Genomic DNA, 13,468 nt, shown 5'->3' with positions numbered 1-13,468 from the left:
TCCGTCGCGCCTCTGTCTTTGTCGATACGCTTGCCGGGGCGACGCACGAGGCGGGCGATATCGTCCAGCCGCTTGCAAGCGGCGTGCTGACGCGCGACGGGATCCGCGCAGAACTGGCGGAACTGGCGCGTGGCGAAAAGCCGGGCCGCCGCGACGACAACGAGATCACACTGTTCAAATCTGTCGGGGCGGCGCTCGAAGATCTGGCCGGCGCCATCCTCGCCTACGAGTCCCTGAAGGACGAACTGGCGGCATGACGCGGACGGCACTTCCTATCCTGCCGGTCTCCGAGGTCCTGCCCGAGATCGGCACGGCGCTTTGCGACGTCGGCCGTGCGGTTCTTTCGGCGCCGCCTGGCGCCGGCAAGACGACGCTTGTGCCGCTTTATCTGCTGGATCAGCCGTGGCGCGGAGACGGCAGGATCATCCTGCTCGAGCCTAGGCGGTTAGCGGCAAGGGCAGCGGCGGCGCGCATGGCATCGCTGCTCGGTGAAGAGGTTGGCGCCACCGTCGGTTACCGGATGCGGCTCGACACGAAGATTTCGGCAAGGACGCGCATCGAGGTGGTCACCGATGGCGTCTTTGCGCGGATGGTCCTCGACGATCCCGAACTCGCAGGCGTTTCGACTGTCATCTTCGACGAATTCCACGAACGCTCGCTGGATGCCGATTTCGGCCTGGCGCTGGCACTCGACGTGCAGTCTGCCTTGCGCGACGACCTACGCATCCTGGTGATGTCGGCAACGCTCGATATTGAGAGGGTTGCACAGCTGCTCGGCCAGCCGCCGGTGATCGAGAGCATGGGACGCAGCTTTCCGATTGATGTGCGCTACCGCGACAGGCCTGCCGGCGAGCGGATCGAGGACAGTGTCACTGCCGCCATCGTTGCTGCCCACCGGGATGAAAAGGGTTCGATCCTTGCCTTCCTGCCAGGCCAGGCGGAAATCACCCGCACCGCCGAGCGGCTGGAAGGACGGTTCGGGCCGGAGACGCTGATAGCGCCGCTGTTCGGGAACCTCAGCCAGAAGGAGCAGGACGCGGCGATCCGCCCGACTGCGGCGGGGATGCGCAAGATCGTGCTGGCGACCTCGATCGCCGAAACGTCGATTACCATCGACGGCGTGCGCGTTGTGATCGACAGCGGCCTGCAGCGGCTGGGCGTCTTCGAGCCGGCGACCGGCATCACCCGGCTGGAAACGGTGCGGGTGTCTCGCGCCTCGGCAGACCAGCGAGCGGGACGTGCCGGACGGACGGAGCCGGGTATTGCAATCCGGCTCTGGCATCCCGGCCAGACGGCGGCGCTGCCGGCGTTTACACCGCCGCAGATACTCTCCAGCGATCTTTCAAGTCTGGCGCTCGACCTTGCCCACTGGGGCGTCGAGGATCCCGGCAGTCTCGCCTTCGTCGATCAGCCGCCGGCCGGGACGCTTTTCGAGGCGCGGAGCTTGCTCAGGCAACTGGGAGGGCTCGATCACGCTAACGGGCTTACCGCACGCGGCCGGACGATGCGGGCGATGGCACTTCCACCCCGCCTGGCGGCGATGGTGATCTCAGCCGCCGGAAACGGCCAGGCACGCGAGGCGGCGATGCTGGCCGTGCTTTTGACCGAACAGGGGTTGGGAGGGCAAAGCATCGACCTGGAGGAACGGCTGCGGCGGTTTCGGGGTGAAAAAAGCGAGCGGGCCGAGGCGGCGCGACGACTGGTGGCAAGACTGGTGGCAACTGCCGGGGGCAGCAAAGGCGGCGGCGAACCGGTGATGGCCGGAACGCTGCTGCTGCACGCCTTTCCCGATCGTATCGCCCTGCAGCGGGGCGGTCGCGGCCGGTTCGTCATGGCCAATGGCCGTGGTGCCGAGCTGCCGGAGACGGAGCGGCTGTCGGGTGCAACGATGCTTGTCGTCGCGGACCTTACCGGTCGTGCCGCGCAGGGCCGGATTCTCAGTGCTGCCGAGATTACGCGCGGCGATGTCGAAGCCGAGCTGCCGGATAGCATCGTCACCGAAGATCAATGCCTGTTCGACAAGACGAGCCGGCAGGTCCGGGCCCGGCGGGTGACGCGGCTCGGGGCCATTGTCCTCGATGAGACGCCCCTGCCGCGTCCCTCCGCGCGCGAGGTAGCTGCGGCGCTGGCAGAGGGTATCCGCGAACTCGGGCTTGGCGTGCTCACCTTCTCCAAGGAAGCCGCCCAGCTGCGCGACCGGATCGGCTTTCTGCACCGAACGATCGGGGAGCCCTGGCCAGACATGAGCGACGAGGCCCTGCTCATCCGGCTCGCCGATTGGTTCGTACCGTATCAGGGCGACGCACGGGGGCTATCCGATATTTCCACCGGCGGACTATCGAACGGGCTGATGTCGTTGCTGCCGCATGATTTACAACGGGAACTCGGCCGGATGGCACCGACGCATTTCGAGGCGCCGACGGGGCAGCGCCACCCTATCCATTACGATGGGACGGAGCCGCTGCTGACCATCCGGGTTCAGGAGCTGTTCGGGCTTCGCCAGCATCCCTCCATCGGCGGCGGACGTTTGCCGCTGGTGCTGGAATTGACCTCGCCGGCGCACCGGCCGATCCAGACGACGCGCGATCTGCCGGGCTTCTGGGCCGGAACCTGGAAGGACGTGCGCGCCGACATGCGCGGTCGCTATCCTCGCCACCCCTGGCCCGAGGATCCGGCAGCCGCCGCGCCGACCACCCGCGTGAAGCCGCGCGGCACTTGAGTGCATCCGCCGTGAAGGAGTGAGCAGCATGATTGCCGAAAATGACAGCCTCTTGCCGGGCAATCACCACACCAGCCGGCGCGTGCGGCTGCAGACGCTGGTCCGCCTGCGCTGGCTTGCCGTCGGTGGCCAGGCCGCGACGGTGGCCATTGTCGCCTTCTGGCTGCAGTTTCCACTACCCTTGCTGCCCTGCTGCGTGCTGATCGCCTGCCTTGCCTGGATCAACCTGTTCCTGACGTTGCGCTATCCGCCGACGCACCGGCTGGATGCGCCGGCCACCTTCGCCCTTCTGGGGCTGGATCTGCTGCAGCTGTGCGGCCTGCTGTTCATCACCGGCGGCCTTGCCAATCCGTTTTCGATCCTGGTGTGCGTGCCCGTCATCATCTCCTTCGCTTCCCAGCCCATCCGCTACAGCATGACGCTGATCCTTGCGGCGATGGTGGCGATCACGTCTCTTGCGTTTTCGCCTTTCCCGCTCCCTTGGTATGCCGGGGGCATCGTCGCCATCAACCAGGTCATGCAACTCGGCGTCTGGTGCTCCATCGCATCGACAATGGCCTTCGCCGCCTTCTATGCCTATCGCGTCTCCATGGAGGCGAGCCAGCTGGCCGATGCGCTGGCGGCGACCGAGCTGGTGCTGCAGCGGGAGAAGCACCTTTCGCAGCTGGACGGACTGGCGGCGGCAGCGGCTCACGAGCTCGGAACGCCACTGGCGACGATCAGCATCGTTGCCAAGGAGATGGAGCGGGAACTCGGCCACGACGAGCGTTACCGGGAGGACGTGGCGCTGCTTCGCAGCCAGAGCGAGAGGTGCCGCGACATCCTGCGGCGGATTACGACGCTGTCGGCGGAGAACGAGGCGCATATGCGCTATCTGACGCTATCATCGATGATGGAGGAAATTCTCGCCCCGCATCGCGAATTCGGAATCAAGCTGACGCTGGTCGAGGAGACCGCCAGGGCCGGCGAACCGGTGCTCAACCGGAATGCCGGGATCATGTACGGGCTCGGCAACCTGGTGGAAAATGCTGTCGACTATGCCCGCGAGATGGTGACTGTCACGGTGGCGTTCGATGCCGAAACTCTGGCGATCACCATTGAAGACGACGGGGTCGGCTATGCGCCCGATATCTTGACCCGCATCGGTGAGCCCTATGTAACGACACGGCAGCGTGACGATGCCGCAGGCGGTCTCGGGCTTGGCTTGTTTATTGCAAAGACACTGCTGGAGCGCTCCGGCGCAACCCTGACATTTGGAAACCGCGAGGCGGAGACTTCAGGGGCACGGATCCGCATCGAATGGCCTCGTGTCTTGATAGAAAGCAATTCGACAAACTGAGCCGACGGGCTTATGACCAGTGCTCACGACGCTATATATATACACGCAGGATATATGCAGGCGGAAAACCGCCGGGATCACGGAATGACAGATCTAGACCACGACATCGAGACACTTGCCTCCAGCGACGGTGATATCGGCCCGGATCCGAGCCTGCTGATCGTCGACGACGACGGCCCGTTTCTGAGGCGGCTCGCCCGGGCTATGGAAGCACGCGGCTTTCTCGTCGAAACGGCCGACAGCGTTGCGGAAGGCGTGACGAAATCGAAGGCCCACCCGCCGAAATATGCGGTCATCGACCTGCGGCTGGGCGACGGTAACGGCCTCGACGTCATCGAAGCCATTCGGCAGCGCCGCGGCGACACCCGAGTGATCGTCCTAACCGGCTACGGCAACATCGCTACCGCCGTCACCGCCGTGAAGCTTGGTGCGGTGGACTATCTCTCCAAGCCGGCTGACGCCGACGATGTTTATGCAGCGCTGACGCAGAGGCCAGGCGGAAAGGCCGACGTGCCGGAAAACCCGATGTCAGCCGACCGGGTGCGCTGGGAACACATCCAGCGGGTCTACGAGATGTGCGAGCGCAACGTTTCGGAGACGGCGCGGCGTCTCAATATGCATCGGCGTACGCTACAGCGGATCCTGGCCAAGCGGGCGCCTAAATAGCGGGCTATTCGATCGGAAGCGGTTTGCCGATTGCCCATTCTGCCGCGAGCAGTCGTTGAGCGGCGACGCGCGAGAAATTGAGCGTGACGGCGCGGCGGGTGGTTGGCGGCAACCTGTGCTCAGGCGCCTCACGCACCATGTGGGCGCCGTAGCCGTCGGACAGGATCAGGCCGCATTCTTGCGGAAAGATATCGAGCGGCACGTCCTTGTGCGTGGCAAAGAACAGGCGGTCGCATTGCAGCCGGTAGTCCGGCCATTTCCGATCGACGCGAAAGTCCTCCACGGACGACTTGATCTCGATGATCCAGATCTCGCCCTTTTCGCTGAGGCTGATGAGATCGGCCCGCCTGCCGCCGGCGAGCGTCAACTCCGGCAGGACTGCATGCCTCATCTCGTGGAGCAGGCGCTGGGCGCCCTTGCGCACCAGCATCGCCCGCTCGGACTGGCGACCATCTATTAACGGATTGTTATTGTATAGGCTGAGAATCGTCATGATTTAACCAGTCTAGACCAAGTTTTGTTGCAAAAAAACCATGGGTTCCCAAATCGCGGCTCACACGATTATTTGTGCGACGCGTTTGCTTGCAATGCGGTGATATCGAAAATAAACCTTCCCAGAGATGGTTGGCAAAACCCTGAATTCCGGACACAAAATCGAGAGACCCCCATGCGCTTCAGCAATGCAATGACTGTATTGGGCCTTGTCGCGGCGTTTGCCGCGGCCGGCTATTCTTCCACAGCGATGGCTGCGCCGATTACCGCGCCTAGCTCTTCGGTCGAAACGCTGAAGACGTTTGACGGCGACTACGGGGTCACCCAGGATTCTGGCTTCTCGCTTCCTGCTATCCCGATCCAGAAGGTCAAGCCGGAGTTCCGCCGCCAGATCATCAGCTATCAGACAACGGAATCGCCGGGCACGATCATCGTTAACACCCGCGAACGTCATCTCTATTACATCCTGCCGGATGGCCAGGCCATGCGCTACGGCATCAGCGTCGGCAAGGCTGGCTTTGCCTGGTCGGGCAACGCCTACGTTGCCTGGAAGCAGGAATGGCCAAATTGGCACCCGCCGAAGGAAATGGCAGAGCGCCGGCCGGAAATCGCCAAGTTTGTTGAAGGCGGCATGAATCCAGGCCTCGAAAACCCGCTCGGCGCCCGTGCAATGTATCTCTACAACGACAAGGGCCAGGACACCTTGTTCCGCCTGCACGGAACGCCGGAATGGGCATCCATCGGTACGGCAGCATCTTCGGGCTGCATTCGCCTGATCAACCAGGACGTCATCGATCTCTACAGCCGCGTCCTCCCGGGCCATACGACCAAAGTCGTCGTCATCCAGTAGATTTCACATCTCATCGACATCAGCGGCTGCCGGATAACTTCCGGCAGCCTTTTTTATTGGTATGGATCGGGTCGCGGGGGCAGTATGACTGTTCCCTTTTCGCAGCCAGTGTCACTGGCCTCGCAAAGATCGACGCTCAGGGAAAAACGCCGCTGGCTCAACTCGCTGATTTGCGTGCGGGGTCGCGCAGAGATTAAAGCAGCGACTTCAGATCATCCAGCTTGTCGTTGATCAGCCAGCCGTAATAATTCTCTTCAGGCCAGACAGGCTGGCTGGCGCCCCTGTTGCGCGCGGCAAGGGCCGTGGCGCGCTGACGGGAATTTCCTACATTATAGAGGGTGGCGGTGAGGCCCGGGTTGCCGGAAATATCCATGCCGGCGATCGAGCGGTAGTCGTCTATCGAGCGGCGGGCAGCGGCGGCAACGAAGGCGAGCGAGATATCCGGATCCATGATGGCGTGATAGACATCGCCGGCCTTGCGCTCGTCGAGCTTCGGGATGCCTGATGTTCGCGACACCATGTCAGACAGCATCAGTGCCGTCAGTGGATTGATCTGGCCGAGGCCAAAGGTCTGGCCAGCGTAGAAGGGCTGGAAGAATACGGCGCTGAAGCGATTGTTGGGAAAAGATTTTCCGTCGACGGTTTTTCCCTTGAAGGCGTCGTTCCAGACATCCTCGCGGCATGTCCAGAGGCTGTAGGAATCGCTTTTTCCGTTGCACTTGGCAAACTGTGGACGGGCGACGAAATCATCGACGTTCTCGCCATTGTAGGCGAACTTGAAGCTTTCGCCGGCGTAGGAAGCAGCCTTGACGTAGTAGGACTGCAGACCATCATAGGCATCGACATTATAGGTATGCTCGCCGACGAGTGCCCCGACAACATGGATGGGATCGATGCCATAAGCGCGCGACACGGCCTTGATCTTCGACATCAGCTTTGTATCGGTTGCCAGCAACTGGCGGACCTTCTGGTACTTGCGATCGAAACTGGAATTGGTGCCCTTGGTGCGGCGAACCGAGGCGCCTGGAATGTCCGGCTGCTCGGCATTGCGGTTGCCGGGCGGTACAGTGAGGATGCCGGCAGCCTTGGCAGGGATAGCGCCAAGGCTCAGGACAGCAACCAGAAGGGAAATGAGAATGCGTCGCACGATTGGCTGCCCCGTCGAAGGTTCATCGGTCTTTCCGGAGGCGTGGATCACAATCTTGGCCGAATAATGCCGACCCGACGCTGAAGCCCCAAGGAAACTGACCATCACCTAAAAAGTTAACGGCCCGGTGTCGAGGGGTCATGGTTGGAAAAGCCAGGAATAACGTCAGGGTGACTGCGGACGCCGAAAGTCTGTCAAACAGAAAGGACGCGACCTGCAGCATGTCAGGTCGCGTCCCTCGTTTATTACAAACTGGATATCGATGCGTCTGTGCGGCGCTGCGAAAGCGCGACCTTAGTTGCAGACGCGGATCTGTTCCCGGTGCCAGCCGTCGTCATACTGGTTCTGAACCGGGCGATCCTCGAACCAGCAGCGGGGCTGCGGCGGAGGTGGGGGCGGCGGTGCGTAACCATAACCACCGTCGTTGCCATTGGCCAAAGCGCCGCCGATCAGGCCGCCAAGTACGCCGGCGGCGATGCCACCGGCAATGATGCCGCCATTGTTATTGTGGTGATGGCGCCGCTGCGGGGGTGGCGGGCCACGGTCCCAGCCATCGTCCTGCGGAGGACGGCGGTATTGGGCTTCGGCAGTGCTTGCGGTGCTAAGCGCGCCTCCGGCGACCGACGCCAGGATCAGCATTGATAGAACGGTCTTCTTAAACATTGCCACCTCCACGAAGGCTCGGGAACTGGGCCTGAACCCAACGAATCTAAGCCAACTCATAGTGACTAATATATTTCATTTAGCTTAATGGCCGATGAATGCCGCGTTCATCGTGGGACCCCGATCCCGACACAAGGAGGGGACCGAGGGCAGCGCTGGCGCTAAAGGATGTAACGCGACAGATCGGTGTTGGCGGCGAGATCGCCGACGTGTTTCTGAACATAGGCCGCGTCGATAGTGAGCGACGCACCGCCGCGATCAGGTGCATTGTAGGAGATGTCGTCCAGCACGCGCTCCATCACAGTCTGGAGGCGACGGGCACCGATATTCTCGACCGAAGAGTTCAGGTGTACAGCGACATCCGCCAACGCGTCGAGCGCGTCATCGGTGAAATCGAGTGAGAAGCCTTCGGTGTCCATCAGCGCCTTGTACTGGCGGATGAGGCTTGCCTCCGTCTCGGTCAGGATGCGGCGCATGTCGTCTTTGCTGAGCGGCTTAAGCTCGACGCGGATCGGCAAGCGACCCTGGAGTTCGGGCAGCAGGTCCGATGGTTTGGAGACATGGAAGGCGCCCGATGCGATAAACAGGATATGGTCCGTTTTCACAGGTCCATACTTCGTCGATACGGTGGTGCCTTCTACCAGCGGCAGCAGATCGCGCTGGACGCCTTCGCGGGACACCCCCGCGCCGATGCCGCCCTCACGGGTAGCGATCTTGTCGATCTCGTCGAGGAAAACGATACCGTCGTTCTCGGCCGAGCGTACCGCTTCTCGCTGGACAACTTCATTATCGACCAGCTTGTCAGATTCATCCCGTATAAGATCGGCGTAGGAAGCCTTGACCGTGGTGCGGACCTTCTTGGTCTTGTTGCCCATGGCCTTGCCGAACATTTCAGACAGGTTGAGAACGCCGATATTGGCGCCGGGCATGCCGGGAATTTCGAAACCCGAACCGGCGGAAGCAGTATCGGCGATTTCGATGTCGATTTCCTTGTCGTCGAGTTCACCGTCCCGCAGCTTCTTGCGGAAGCTTTCGCGGGTGGCCGGCGAAGCAGTGGCGCCGACGAGAGCGTCGAGCACACGTTCCTCGGCGCTCATGTGGGCCTTCGATTCCACCTCGGCACGCATCTTCTCGCGCACCAGGCCGATGCCGACCTCGACGAGGTCACGGATGATCTGCTCGACGTCGCGGCCAACATAGCCGACTTCGGTGAACTTCGTGGCTTCCACCTTGATGAAGGGCGCACCGGCAAGCTTGGCGAGGCGACGGGAGATTTCCGTCTTGCCGACACCAGTCGGTCCGATCATCAGGATGTTCTTCGGCATGACTTCATCGCGCAGGTCGGGCTCCAGCTGCTGGCGACGCCAGCGATTGCGGAGCGCGATTGCGACGGCGCGCTTGGCCTCATGCTGGCCAATAATGTAACGGTCGAGTTCGGAGACGATCTCGCGGGGGGAGAAATTGTTCATTGTACTGCTTTCCCATCGGGGGCTGGAAACGATCAGGAGAGAAAACTCAGGCGTCGGAATTGATCGATTCGATGACAATGCTGTGGTTGGTGTAGACGCAGATGTCGGCGGCGATATCGAGCGCGCGGCGGGCGATCTCCTCGGCCGACTTGTCCGTGTCCATCAGCGCGCGAGCGGCGGCAAACGCATAGTTGCCACCGGAGCCGATAGCGACGGTGCCATGTTCCGGCTCCAGTACGTCGCCGTTGCCGGTCAGCGCCAGGGTGGTGGTCTTGTCGGCGACCAGCATCATCGCTTCGAGATTGCGCAGGTACTTGTCTGTCCGCCAATCCTTGGCAAGTTCGACGGCAGCGCGCATCAGCTGGCCCGGATATTGTTCGAGCTTCTTCTCCAGGCGGTCCAGCAGCGTGAAGGCATCGGCTGTGGCGCCGGCAAAACCGGCGATGACCTCGCCGTCCTTGCCGATGCGACGGACCTTGCGAGCGTTGCCTTTCATTATGGTCTGGCCGAGGCTGACCTGTCCGTCGCCTGCCATGACCACCTGGTTGCCCTTCCGGACGGTAATAATCGTTGTCATAAAGCACCTGTCTGCCCGATGATCGGGCGGTTTCAGTGGGCCGCGCATCGGCCCTGTTGAAGCCTATGTAAGTGGGCTTCCGGCGATTGCAAATATCACTCTTTTCGGTTCCGGTTCGCCTCACGCGGCAAAGGCGCGCCCGTCGTGCGGGAACTTCTGGATATTTTCGCATGTGGCTGATATGGACGGCCATTATCCGATGGAGCAGGCCATGGCAGACACCGCAGCCAACCGCACGGCGAGTATTTCCCGCGCGACCAACGAGACCTCGGTTTCGGTTACCGTCAACCTCGACGGCACCGGCGCTTCGAAAATCTCGACAGGCGTCGGGTTCTTCGACCATATGCTCGACCAGCTATCGCGCCATTCGCTAATCGACATGGAAATCGAGACCAAAGGCGATCTCCACGTCGACGATCATCATGCTGTCGAGGACACCGGTATTGCCATCGGCCAGGCGATCTCCAAGGCGCTGGGCGACCGGCGGGGCATCACCCGCTACGCCTCGATCGATCTTGCCATGGACGAGACGATGACCAAGGCCGCCGTCGATCTCTCCGGCCGACCCTTCCTCGTCTGGAACGTGCAGTTCAGTGCGCCGAAGATCGGAAGCTTCGACACAGAACTAGTGCGCGAGTTTTTCCAGGCACTGGCACAGAACGCCGGCATCACGTTGCATATTCTCAACCACTATGGCGCCAACAACCATCATATCGCTGAAACCTGCTTCAAGGCCGTGGCCCGTGCATTGCGGACGGCCACCGAGATTGATCCCCGCCAGGCGGGTCGCGTGCCATCGACCAAGGGCACCCTCGCCTGAACCGGAATTTTTAGCGGAGCGCCCCGATGGCGAGTTTTATAGTTCTGACACCCGAGAGCGGACCGGGCAGAGATCACGAGAAAACGCGCTTCGTACGCGATGGCTTTTCGCTGACCGCGTTCTTCTTTCCCGGCATCTGGCTGTTCTGCCATCGTTTCTGGCTGCTCGGGATAGGCGCCTTGCTTCTGCAGGGCATCGGGATGGAATTGATGCGGACGCCCGCTCTCTGGGCTGCCGGAGTGTCGCTGCTGCTTGCGGTCAGTGTCCTCTCTGCAGTTGAAGGGCGAATGCTGTTTGCCAGCCGCCTTTTGGCCAAAGGCTTCGTTGCCGGTGGCCTGGTGTCGGCGCGCAATCTCGCCGAGGCCGAAGATATCTATTTCAGTGGCCTTTCGGAGGAAGTGCCGGAGGATATCCGCGCTGCACGCTGGGATATTCGAGAAAACTCTGCAGGCAACCCCCACAAGGGTGCTGCCCTCGGCCTCATCGGCTACGACGGAGGACGCTGAGCAATGCGCGTTGTCATTATCGACTACGGCTCGGGCAACCTGCGCTCCGCCACTAAGGCCTTCGAGCGCGCTGCCCGAGAAATTGGCATCGACGCTGAGATCGAGCTGACCGACAAGGCCGAGCGCGTCGCCTCTGCCGACAGGATCGTGCTGCCGGGCGTTGGCGCTTACGCCGATTGCCGCCGCGGGCTTGGCGCCGTGGACGGCATGTCCGAGGCGCTGACGGAAGCCGTCGAACATAGGGCTCGGCCTTTCTTCGGCATTTGCGTCGGCATGCAGCTGATGTCGTCGCGCGGGCTGGAGAAGACCACCACGCAAGGTCTCGGCTGGATCAAGGGCGACGTCGTGGAAATGACGCCATCCGATCCATCGCTGAAAATCCCGCAGATCGGCTGGAACACGCTCGACCTGCGTCGTCCGCATGCGCTGTTCGACGGCATAAAGACGGGGCAGGACGGCCTGCATGCCTATTTCGTGCATTCCTACCACCTGGCAGCGACTGACGACGGTGACATCATCGCCACCACGAACTACGGCGGCGCGATGACGGCTTTCGTCGGGCGGGACAATATGGTGGGGGCCCAGTTCCACCCCGAGAAGAGCCAGACGCTCGGCCTTACCCTGATTTCCAATTTCCTGCGCTGGCAGCCCTGATGGCGCGCGCCCTGAACGGACCGACACGATGATCCTTTTTCCCGCCATCGACCTCAAGGACGGCCAGTGCGTGCGGCTGAAGCTCGGCGACATGGACCAGGCAACTGTCTATAATCCGGACCCGGCAGCACAGGCAAAGACCTTCCAGGACCAGGGTTTCGAGTGGTTGCACGTGGTCGATCTCAACGGTGCGTTTGCAGGCAAGAGCGTCAACGGCGACGCTGTCGATGCCATTCTCAAAGCGACCAGTAATCCGGTGCAACTCGGCGGCGGCATCCGGACGCTGGACCATATCGAAAGCTGGCTTTCGCGCGGTCTCGCCCGCGTCATTCTTGGAACCGTTGCAGTGCGCGATCCGGCGCTGGTCATCGAAGCTTGCCGCAAGTTTCCGGGCCAAGTCGCGGTCGGCATCGACGCCAAGGGTGGCAAGGTAGCTGTCGAGGGCTGGGCCGAAGCCTCGGAACTCGGCGTCATAGACCTCGCCCGGAAATTTGAAGGCGCTGGCGTCGCCGCGATCATCTACACGGACATCGACCGCGACGGCATTCTCGCCGGCATCAACTGGCCATCGACACTAGAACTGGCCGGGGCAGTTTCCATCCCCGTGATTGCCTCCGGCGGCCTGGCGTCGATCGACGACATCCGGCGCATGCTGCAACCGGACGCAGCCAAGCTCGAAGGCGCGATTTCCGGCCGAGCGCTTTACGATGGACGGATAGATCCGACCGAAGCGCTCAGGCTGATCAAGGATGCTCGCACCACGGAGGTGGCACTTTGACCCTCAAGGCGCGCATCATCCCATGCCTCGACGTCAAAGACGGACGCGTCGTCAAGGGTGTCAATTTCGTCGACCTAATCGATGCCGGCGATCCCGTCGAAGCCGCCAAGGCCTATGACGCGGCCGGTGCCGACGAACTTTGCTTTCTCGATATCACCGCCTCTTCCGACGGTCGCGATACCATTTTCGATGTTGTGGCTCAGACGGCAGAGCATTGCTTCATGCCGCTCACCGTCGGCGGCGGTGTCCGCGCCGTCTCCGATATTCGCCGGCTACTACTGGCGGGTGCCGACAAGGTGGCGATCAACTCCGCCGCCGTTGCAAATCCGGATTTCGTCGCGCAAGCCGCAGACAAATTCGGCAACCAGTGCATCGTCGTCTCGATCGATGCCAAGCGTCGCCGCAGCCAGGGCGTCGGCCAGGATAATGTGAGCGCCTGGGAGATCTATACCCATGGTGGGCGCAATGCGACAGGCATCGATGCGGTTGAATTTGCTGCGCGCATGGTGGAACGCGGCGCCGGCGAACTGCTGGTAACGTCTATGGATCGGGACGGCACGAAGAGTGGCTACGATCTGGAGTTGACGCGGGCGATTGCCGATGCCGTGCGCGTGCCGGTCATTGCATCCGGCGGCGTCGGCACGCTGGACGACCTTGTTGCCGGCGTCACAGAAGGTCACGCCACTGCCGTTCTGGCAGCATCGATTTTTCACTTCGGCACCTATTCGATCGGCGAGGCAAAGCGCTATATGTCGAAGCATGGCATAGCCATGCGGCTCGACTGACCG

The 13,468-nt window shown here is 62.0% G+C and carries 15 protein-coding genes (1 of these 15 cut by a window edge); 10 read left to right on the top strand and 5 right to left on the bottom strand.

Annotated features, from left to right (window positions below; translation table 11 throughout):
- The 4 genes from lhpI to PR018_RS15885 form a co-directional block, all read left to right on the top strand.
- Positions 1-257 carry the end of a bifunctional Delta(1)-pyrroline-2-carboxylate/Delta(1)-piperideine-2-carboxylate reductase gene (lhpI, locus tag PR018_RS15900; protein ID WP_142828628.1) on the top strand. 697 nt of this gene lie to the left of the window's left edge, so only the last 257 of its 954 coding nucleotides appear in the window; the start codon falls outside the window, past its left edge; the stop codon is at positions 255-257.
- Complete coding sequence (hrpB, locus tag PR018_RS15895) at positions 254-2,719, top strand: ATP-dependent helicase HrpB (RefSeq protein ID WP_142828630.1); 2,466 nt, start codon at positions 254-256, stop codon at positions 2,717-2,719. The genes lhpI and hrpB overlap by 4 nt, the downstream gene beginning before the upstream one ends.
- A gap of 28 nt (positions 2,720-2,747) precedes the next feature.
- A complete protein-coding gene (locus PR018_RS15890) occupies positions 2,748-4,058 on the top strand; it encodes an ActS/PrrB/RegB family redox-sensitive histidine kinase (protein WP_142828632.1) in 1,311 nt (436 codons plus the stop codon).
- A gap of 84 nt (positions 4,059-4,142) precedes the next feature.
- Positions 4,143-4,724 (top strand): ActR/PrrA/RegA family redox response regulator transcription factor, encoded by a 582-nt coding sequence (locus PR018_RS15885; protein WP_142828634.1) that lies wholly within the window; start codon positions 4,143-4,145, stop codon positions 4,722-4,724.
- 4 nt (positions 4,725-4,728) lie between these two features.
- On the opposite strand, the gene PR018_RS15880 is transcribed toward PR018_RS15885, so the two are convergent.
- Entirely contained in the window at positions 4,729-5,217 is a 489-nt protein-coding gene (locus PR018_RS15880) for an MmcB family DNA repair protein (protein WP_142828636.1), read from the bottom strand.
- A 174-nt stretch (positions 5,218-5,391) separates the two neighbouring features.
- Here PR018_RS15880 and PR018_RS15875 point away from each other — a divergent pair, with 174 nt between their 5' ends.
- Positions 5,392-6,066 (top strand): L,D-transpeptidase, encoded by a 675-nt coding sequence (locus PR018_RS15875; protein WP_142828638.1) that lies wholly within the window; start codon positions 5,392-5,394, stop codon positions 6,064-6,066.
- A 193-nt stretch (positions 6,067-6,259) separates the two neighbouring features.
- Here PR018_RS15875 and PR018_RS15870 read toward each other — a convergent pair whose 3' ends face one another.
- From PR018_RS15870 to hslV, 4 genes are all read right to left on the bottom strand, one after another.
- On the bottom strand, positions 6,260-7,213 hold the full coding sequence (locus PR018_RS15870; RefSeq protein WP_142828640.1) for a DUF1402 family protein: 954 nt from the start codon (positions 7,211-7,213) through the stop codon (positions 6,260-6,262).
- Between the two features lie 294 nt (positions 7,214-7,507).
- Positions 7,508-7,876: a hypothetical protein gene (locus PR018_RS15865; RefSeq protein WP_142828642.1), complete on the bottom strand. Its 369-nt coding sequence runs from the start codon at positions 7,874-7,876 to the stop codon at positions 7,508-7,510.
- Positions 7,877-8,037: 161 nt separating this feature from the next.
- Entirely contained in the window at positions 8,038-9,345 is a 1,308-nt protein-coding gene (gene hslU / locus PR018_RS15860; RefSeq protein WP_142828644.1) for an ATP-dependent protease ATPase subunit HslU, read from the bottom strand.
- Between the two features lie 46 nt (positions 9,346-9,391).
- On the bottom strand, positions 9,392-9,922 hold the full coding sequence (hslV, locus tag PR018_RS15855) for an ATP-dependent protease subunit HslV (protein ID WP_142828645.1): 531 nt from the start codon (positions 9,920-9,922) through the stop codon (positions 9,392-9,394).
- Positions 9,923-10,133: 211 nt separating this feature from the next.
- Here hslV and hisB point away from each other — a divergent pair, with 211 nt between their 5' ends.
- The 5 genes from hisB to hisF are packed head-to-tail and all read left to right on the top strand — an operon-like array spanning position 10,134 to position 13,465.
- Entirely contained in the window at positions 10,134-10,742 is a 609-nt protein-coding gene (gene hisB, locus PR018_RS15850; protein ID WP_142828809.1) for an imidazoleglycerol-phosphate dehydratase HisB, read from the top strand.
- A 26-nt stretch (positions 10,743-10,768) separates the two neighbouring features.
- A complete protein-coding gene (locus PR018_RS15845; protein WP_142828647.1) occupies positions 10,769-11,248 on the top strand; it encodes a DUF2628 domain-containing protein in 480 nt (159 codons plus the stop codon).
- 3 nt (positions 11,249-11,251) lie between these two features.
- Positions 11,252-11,902, top strand: a complete 651-nt coding sequence (gene hisH, locus PR018_RS15840; protein ID WP_142828649.1) for an imidazole glycerol phosphate synthase subunit HisH — start codon at positions 11,252-11,254, stop codon at positions 11,900-11,902.
- Positions 11,903-11,930: 28 nt separating this feature from the next.
- On the top strand, positions 11,931-12,680 hold the full coding sequence (gene hisA / locus PR018_RS15835) for a 1-(5-phosphoribosyl)-5-[(5-phosphoribosylamino)methylideneamino]imidazole-4-carboxamide isomerase (RefSeq protein WP_142828651.1): 750 nt from the start codon (positions 11,931-11,933) through the stop codon (positions 12,678-12,680).
- Positions 12,677-13,465 (top strand): imidazole glycerol phosphate synthase subunit HisF, encoded by a 789-nt coding sequence (gene hisF, locus PR018_RS15830; RefSeq protein ID WP_142828653.1) that lies wholly within the window; start codon positions 12,677-12,679, stop codon positions 13,463-13,465. Before hisA ends, hisF begins: the two co-directional genes overlap by 4 nt.
- The last annotated feature ends 3 nt before the right edge of the window (positions 13,466-13,468 follow it).

Origin of the sequence: Rhizobium rhododendri, from assembly GCF_007000325.2 — a bacterium.
Lineage (GTDB): Bacteria > Pseudomonadota > Alphaproteobacteria > Rhizobiales > Rhizobiaceae > Rhizobium > Rhizobium rhododendri.
Note: the sequence above shows the minus strand (reverse complement) of the source record. Positions and strands in the feature narration are given on the sequence as shown.

What these genes read in the sequence shown, in the direction of transcription:
- hisH (WP_142828649.1), top strand. Translation starts at nt 11,252, where the DNA reads ATGCGCGTTGTCATTATCGACTACGGCTCGGGCAACCTGCGCTCCGCC.
- PR018_RS15875 (WP_142828638.1), top strand. Translation starts at nt 5,392, where the DNA reads ATGCGCTTCAGCAATGCAATGACTGTATTGGGCCTTGTCGCGGCGTTT.
- PR018_RS15845 (WP_142828647.1), top strand. Translation starts at nt 10,769, where the DNA reads ATGGCGAGTTTTATAGTTCTGACACCCGAGAGCGGACCGGGCAGAGAT.
- hslV (WP_142828645.1), bottom strand. Translation starts at nt 9,922, where the DNA reads ATGACAACGATTATTACCGTCCGGAAGGGCAACCAGGTGGTCATGGCA.
- PR018_RS15865 (WP_142828642.1), bottom strand. Translation starts at nt 7,876, where the DNA reads ATGTTTAAGAAGACCGTTCTATCAATGCTGATCCTGGCGTCGGTCGCC.
- hslU (WP_142828644.1), bottom strand. Translation starts at nt 9,345, where the DNA reads ATGAACAATTTCTCCCCCCGCGAGATCGTCTCCGAACTCGACCGTTAC.
- hisA (WP_142828651.1), top strand. Translation starts at nt 11,931, where the DNA reads ATGATCCTTTTTCCCGCCATCGACCTCAAGGACGGCCAGTGCGTGCGG.
- PR018_RS15885 (WP_142828634.1), top strand. Translation starts at nt 4,143, where the DNA reads ATGACAGATCTAGACCACGACATCGAGACACTTGCCTCCAGCGACGGT.
- hisB (WP_142828809.1), top strand. Translation starts at nt 10,134, where the DNA reads ATGGCAGACACCGCAGCCAACCGCACGGCGAGTATTTCCCGCGCGACC.
- hrpB (WP_142828630.1), top strand. Translation starts at nt 254, where the DNA reads ATGACGCGGACGGCACTTCCTATCCTGCCGGTCTCCGAGGTCCTGCCC.
- PR018_RS15890 (WP_142828632.1), top strand. Translation starts at nt 2,748, where the DNA reads ATGATTGCCGAAAATGACAGCCTCTTGCCGGGCAATCACCACACCAGC.
- PR018_RS15880 (WP_142828636.1), bottom strand. Translation starts at nt 5,217, where the DNA reads ATGACGATTCTCAGCCTATACAATAACAATCCGTTAATAGATGGTCGC.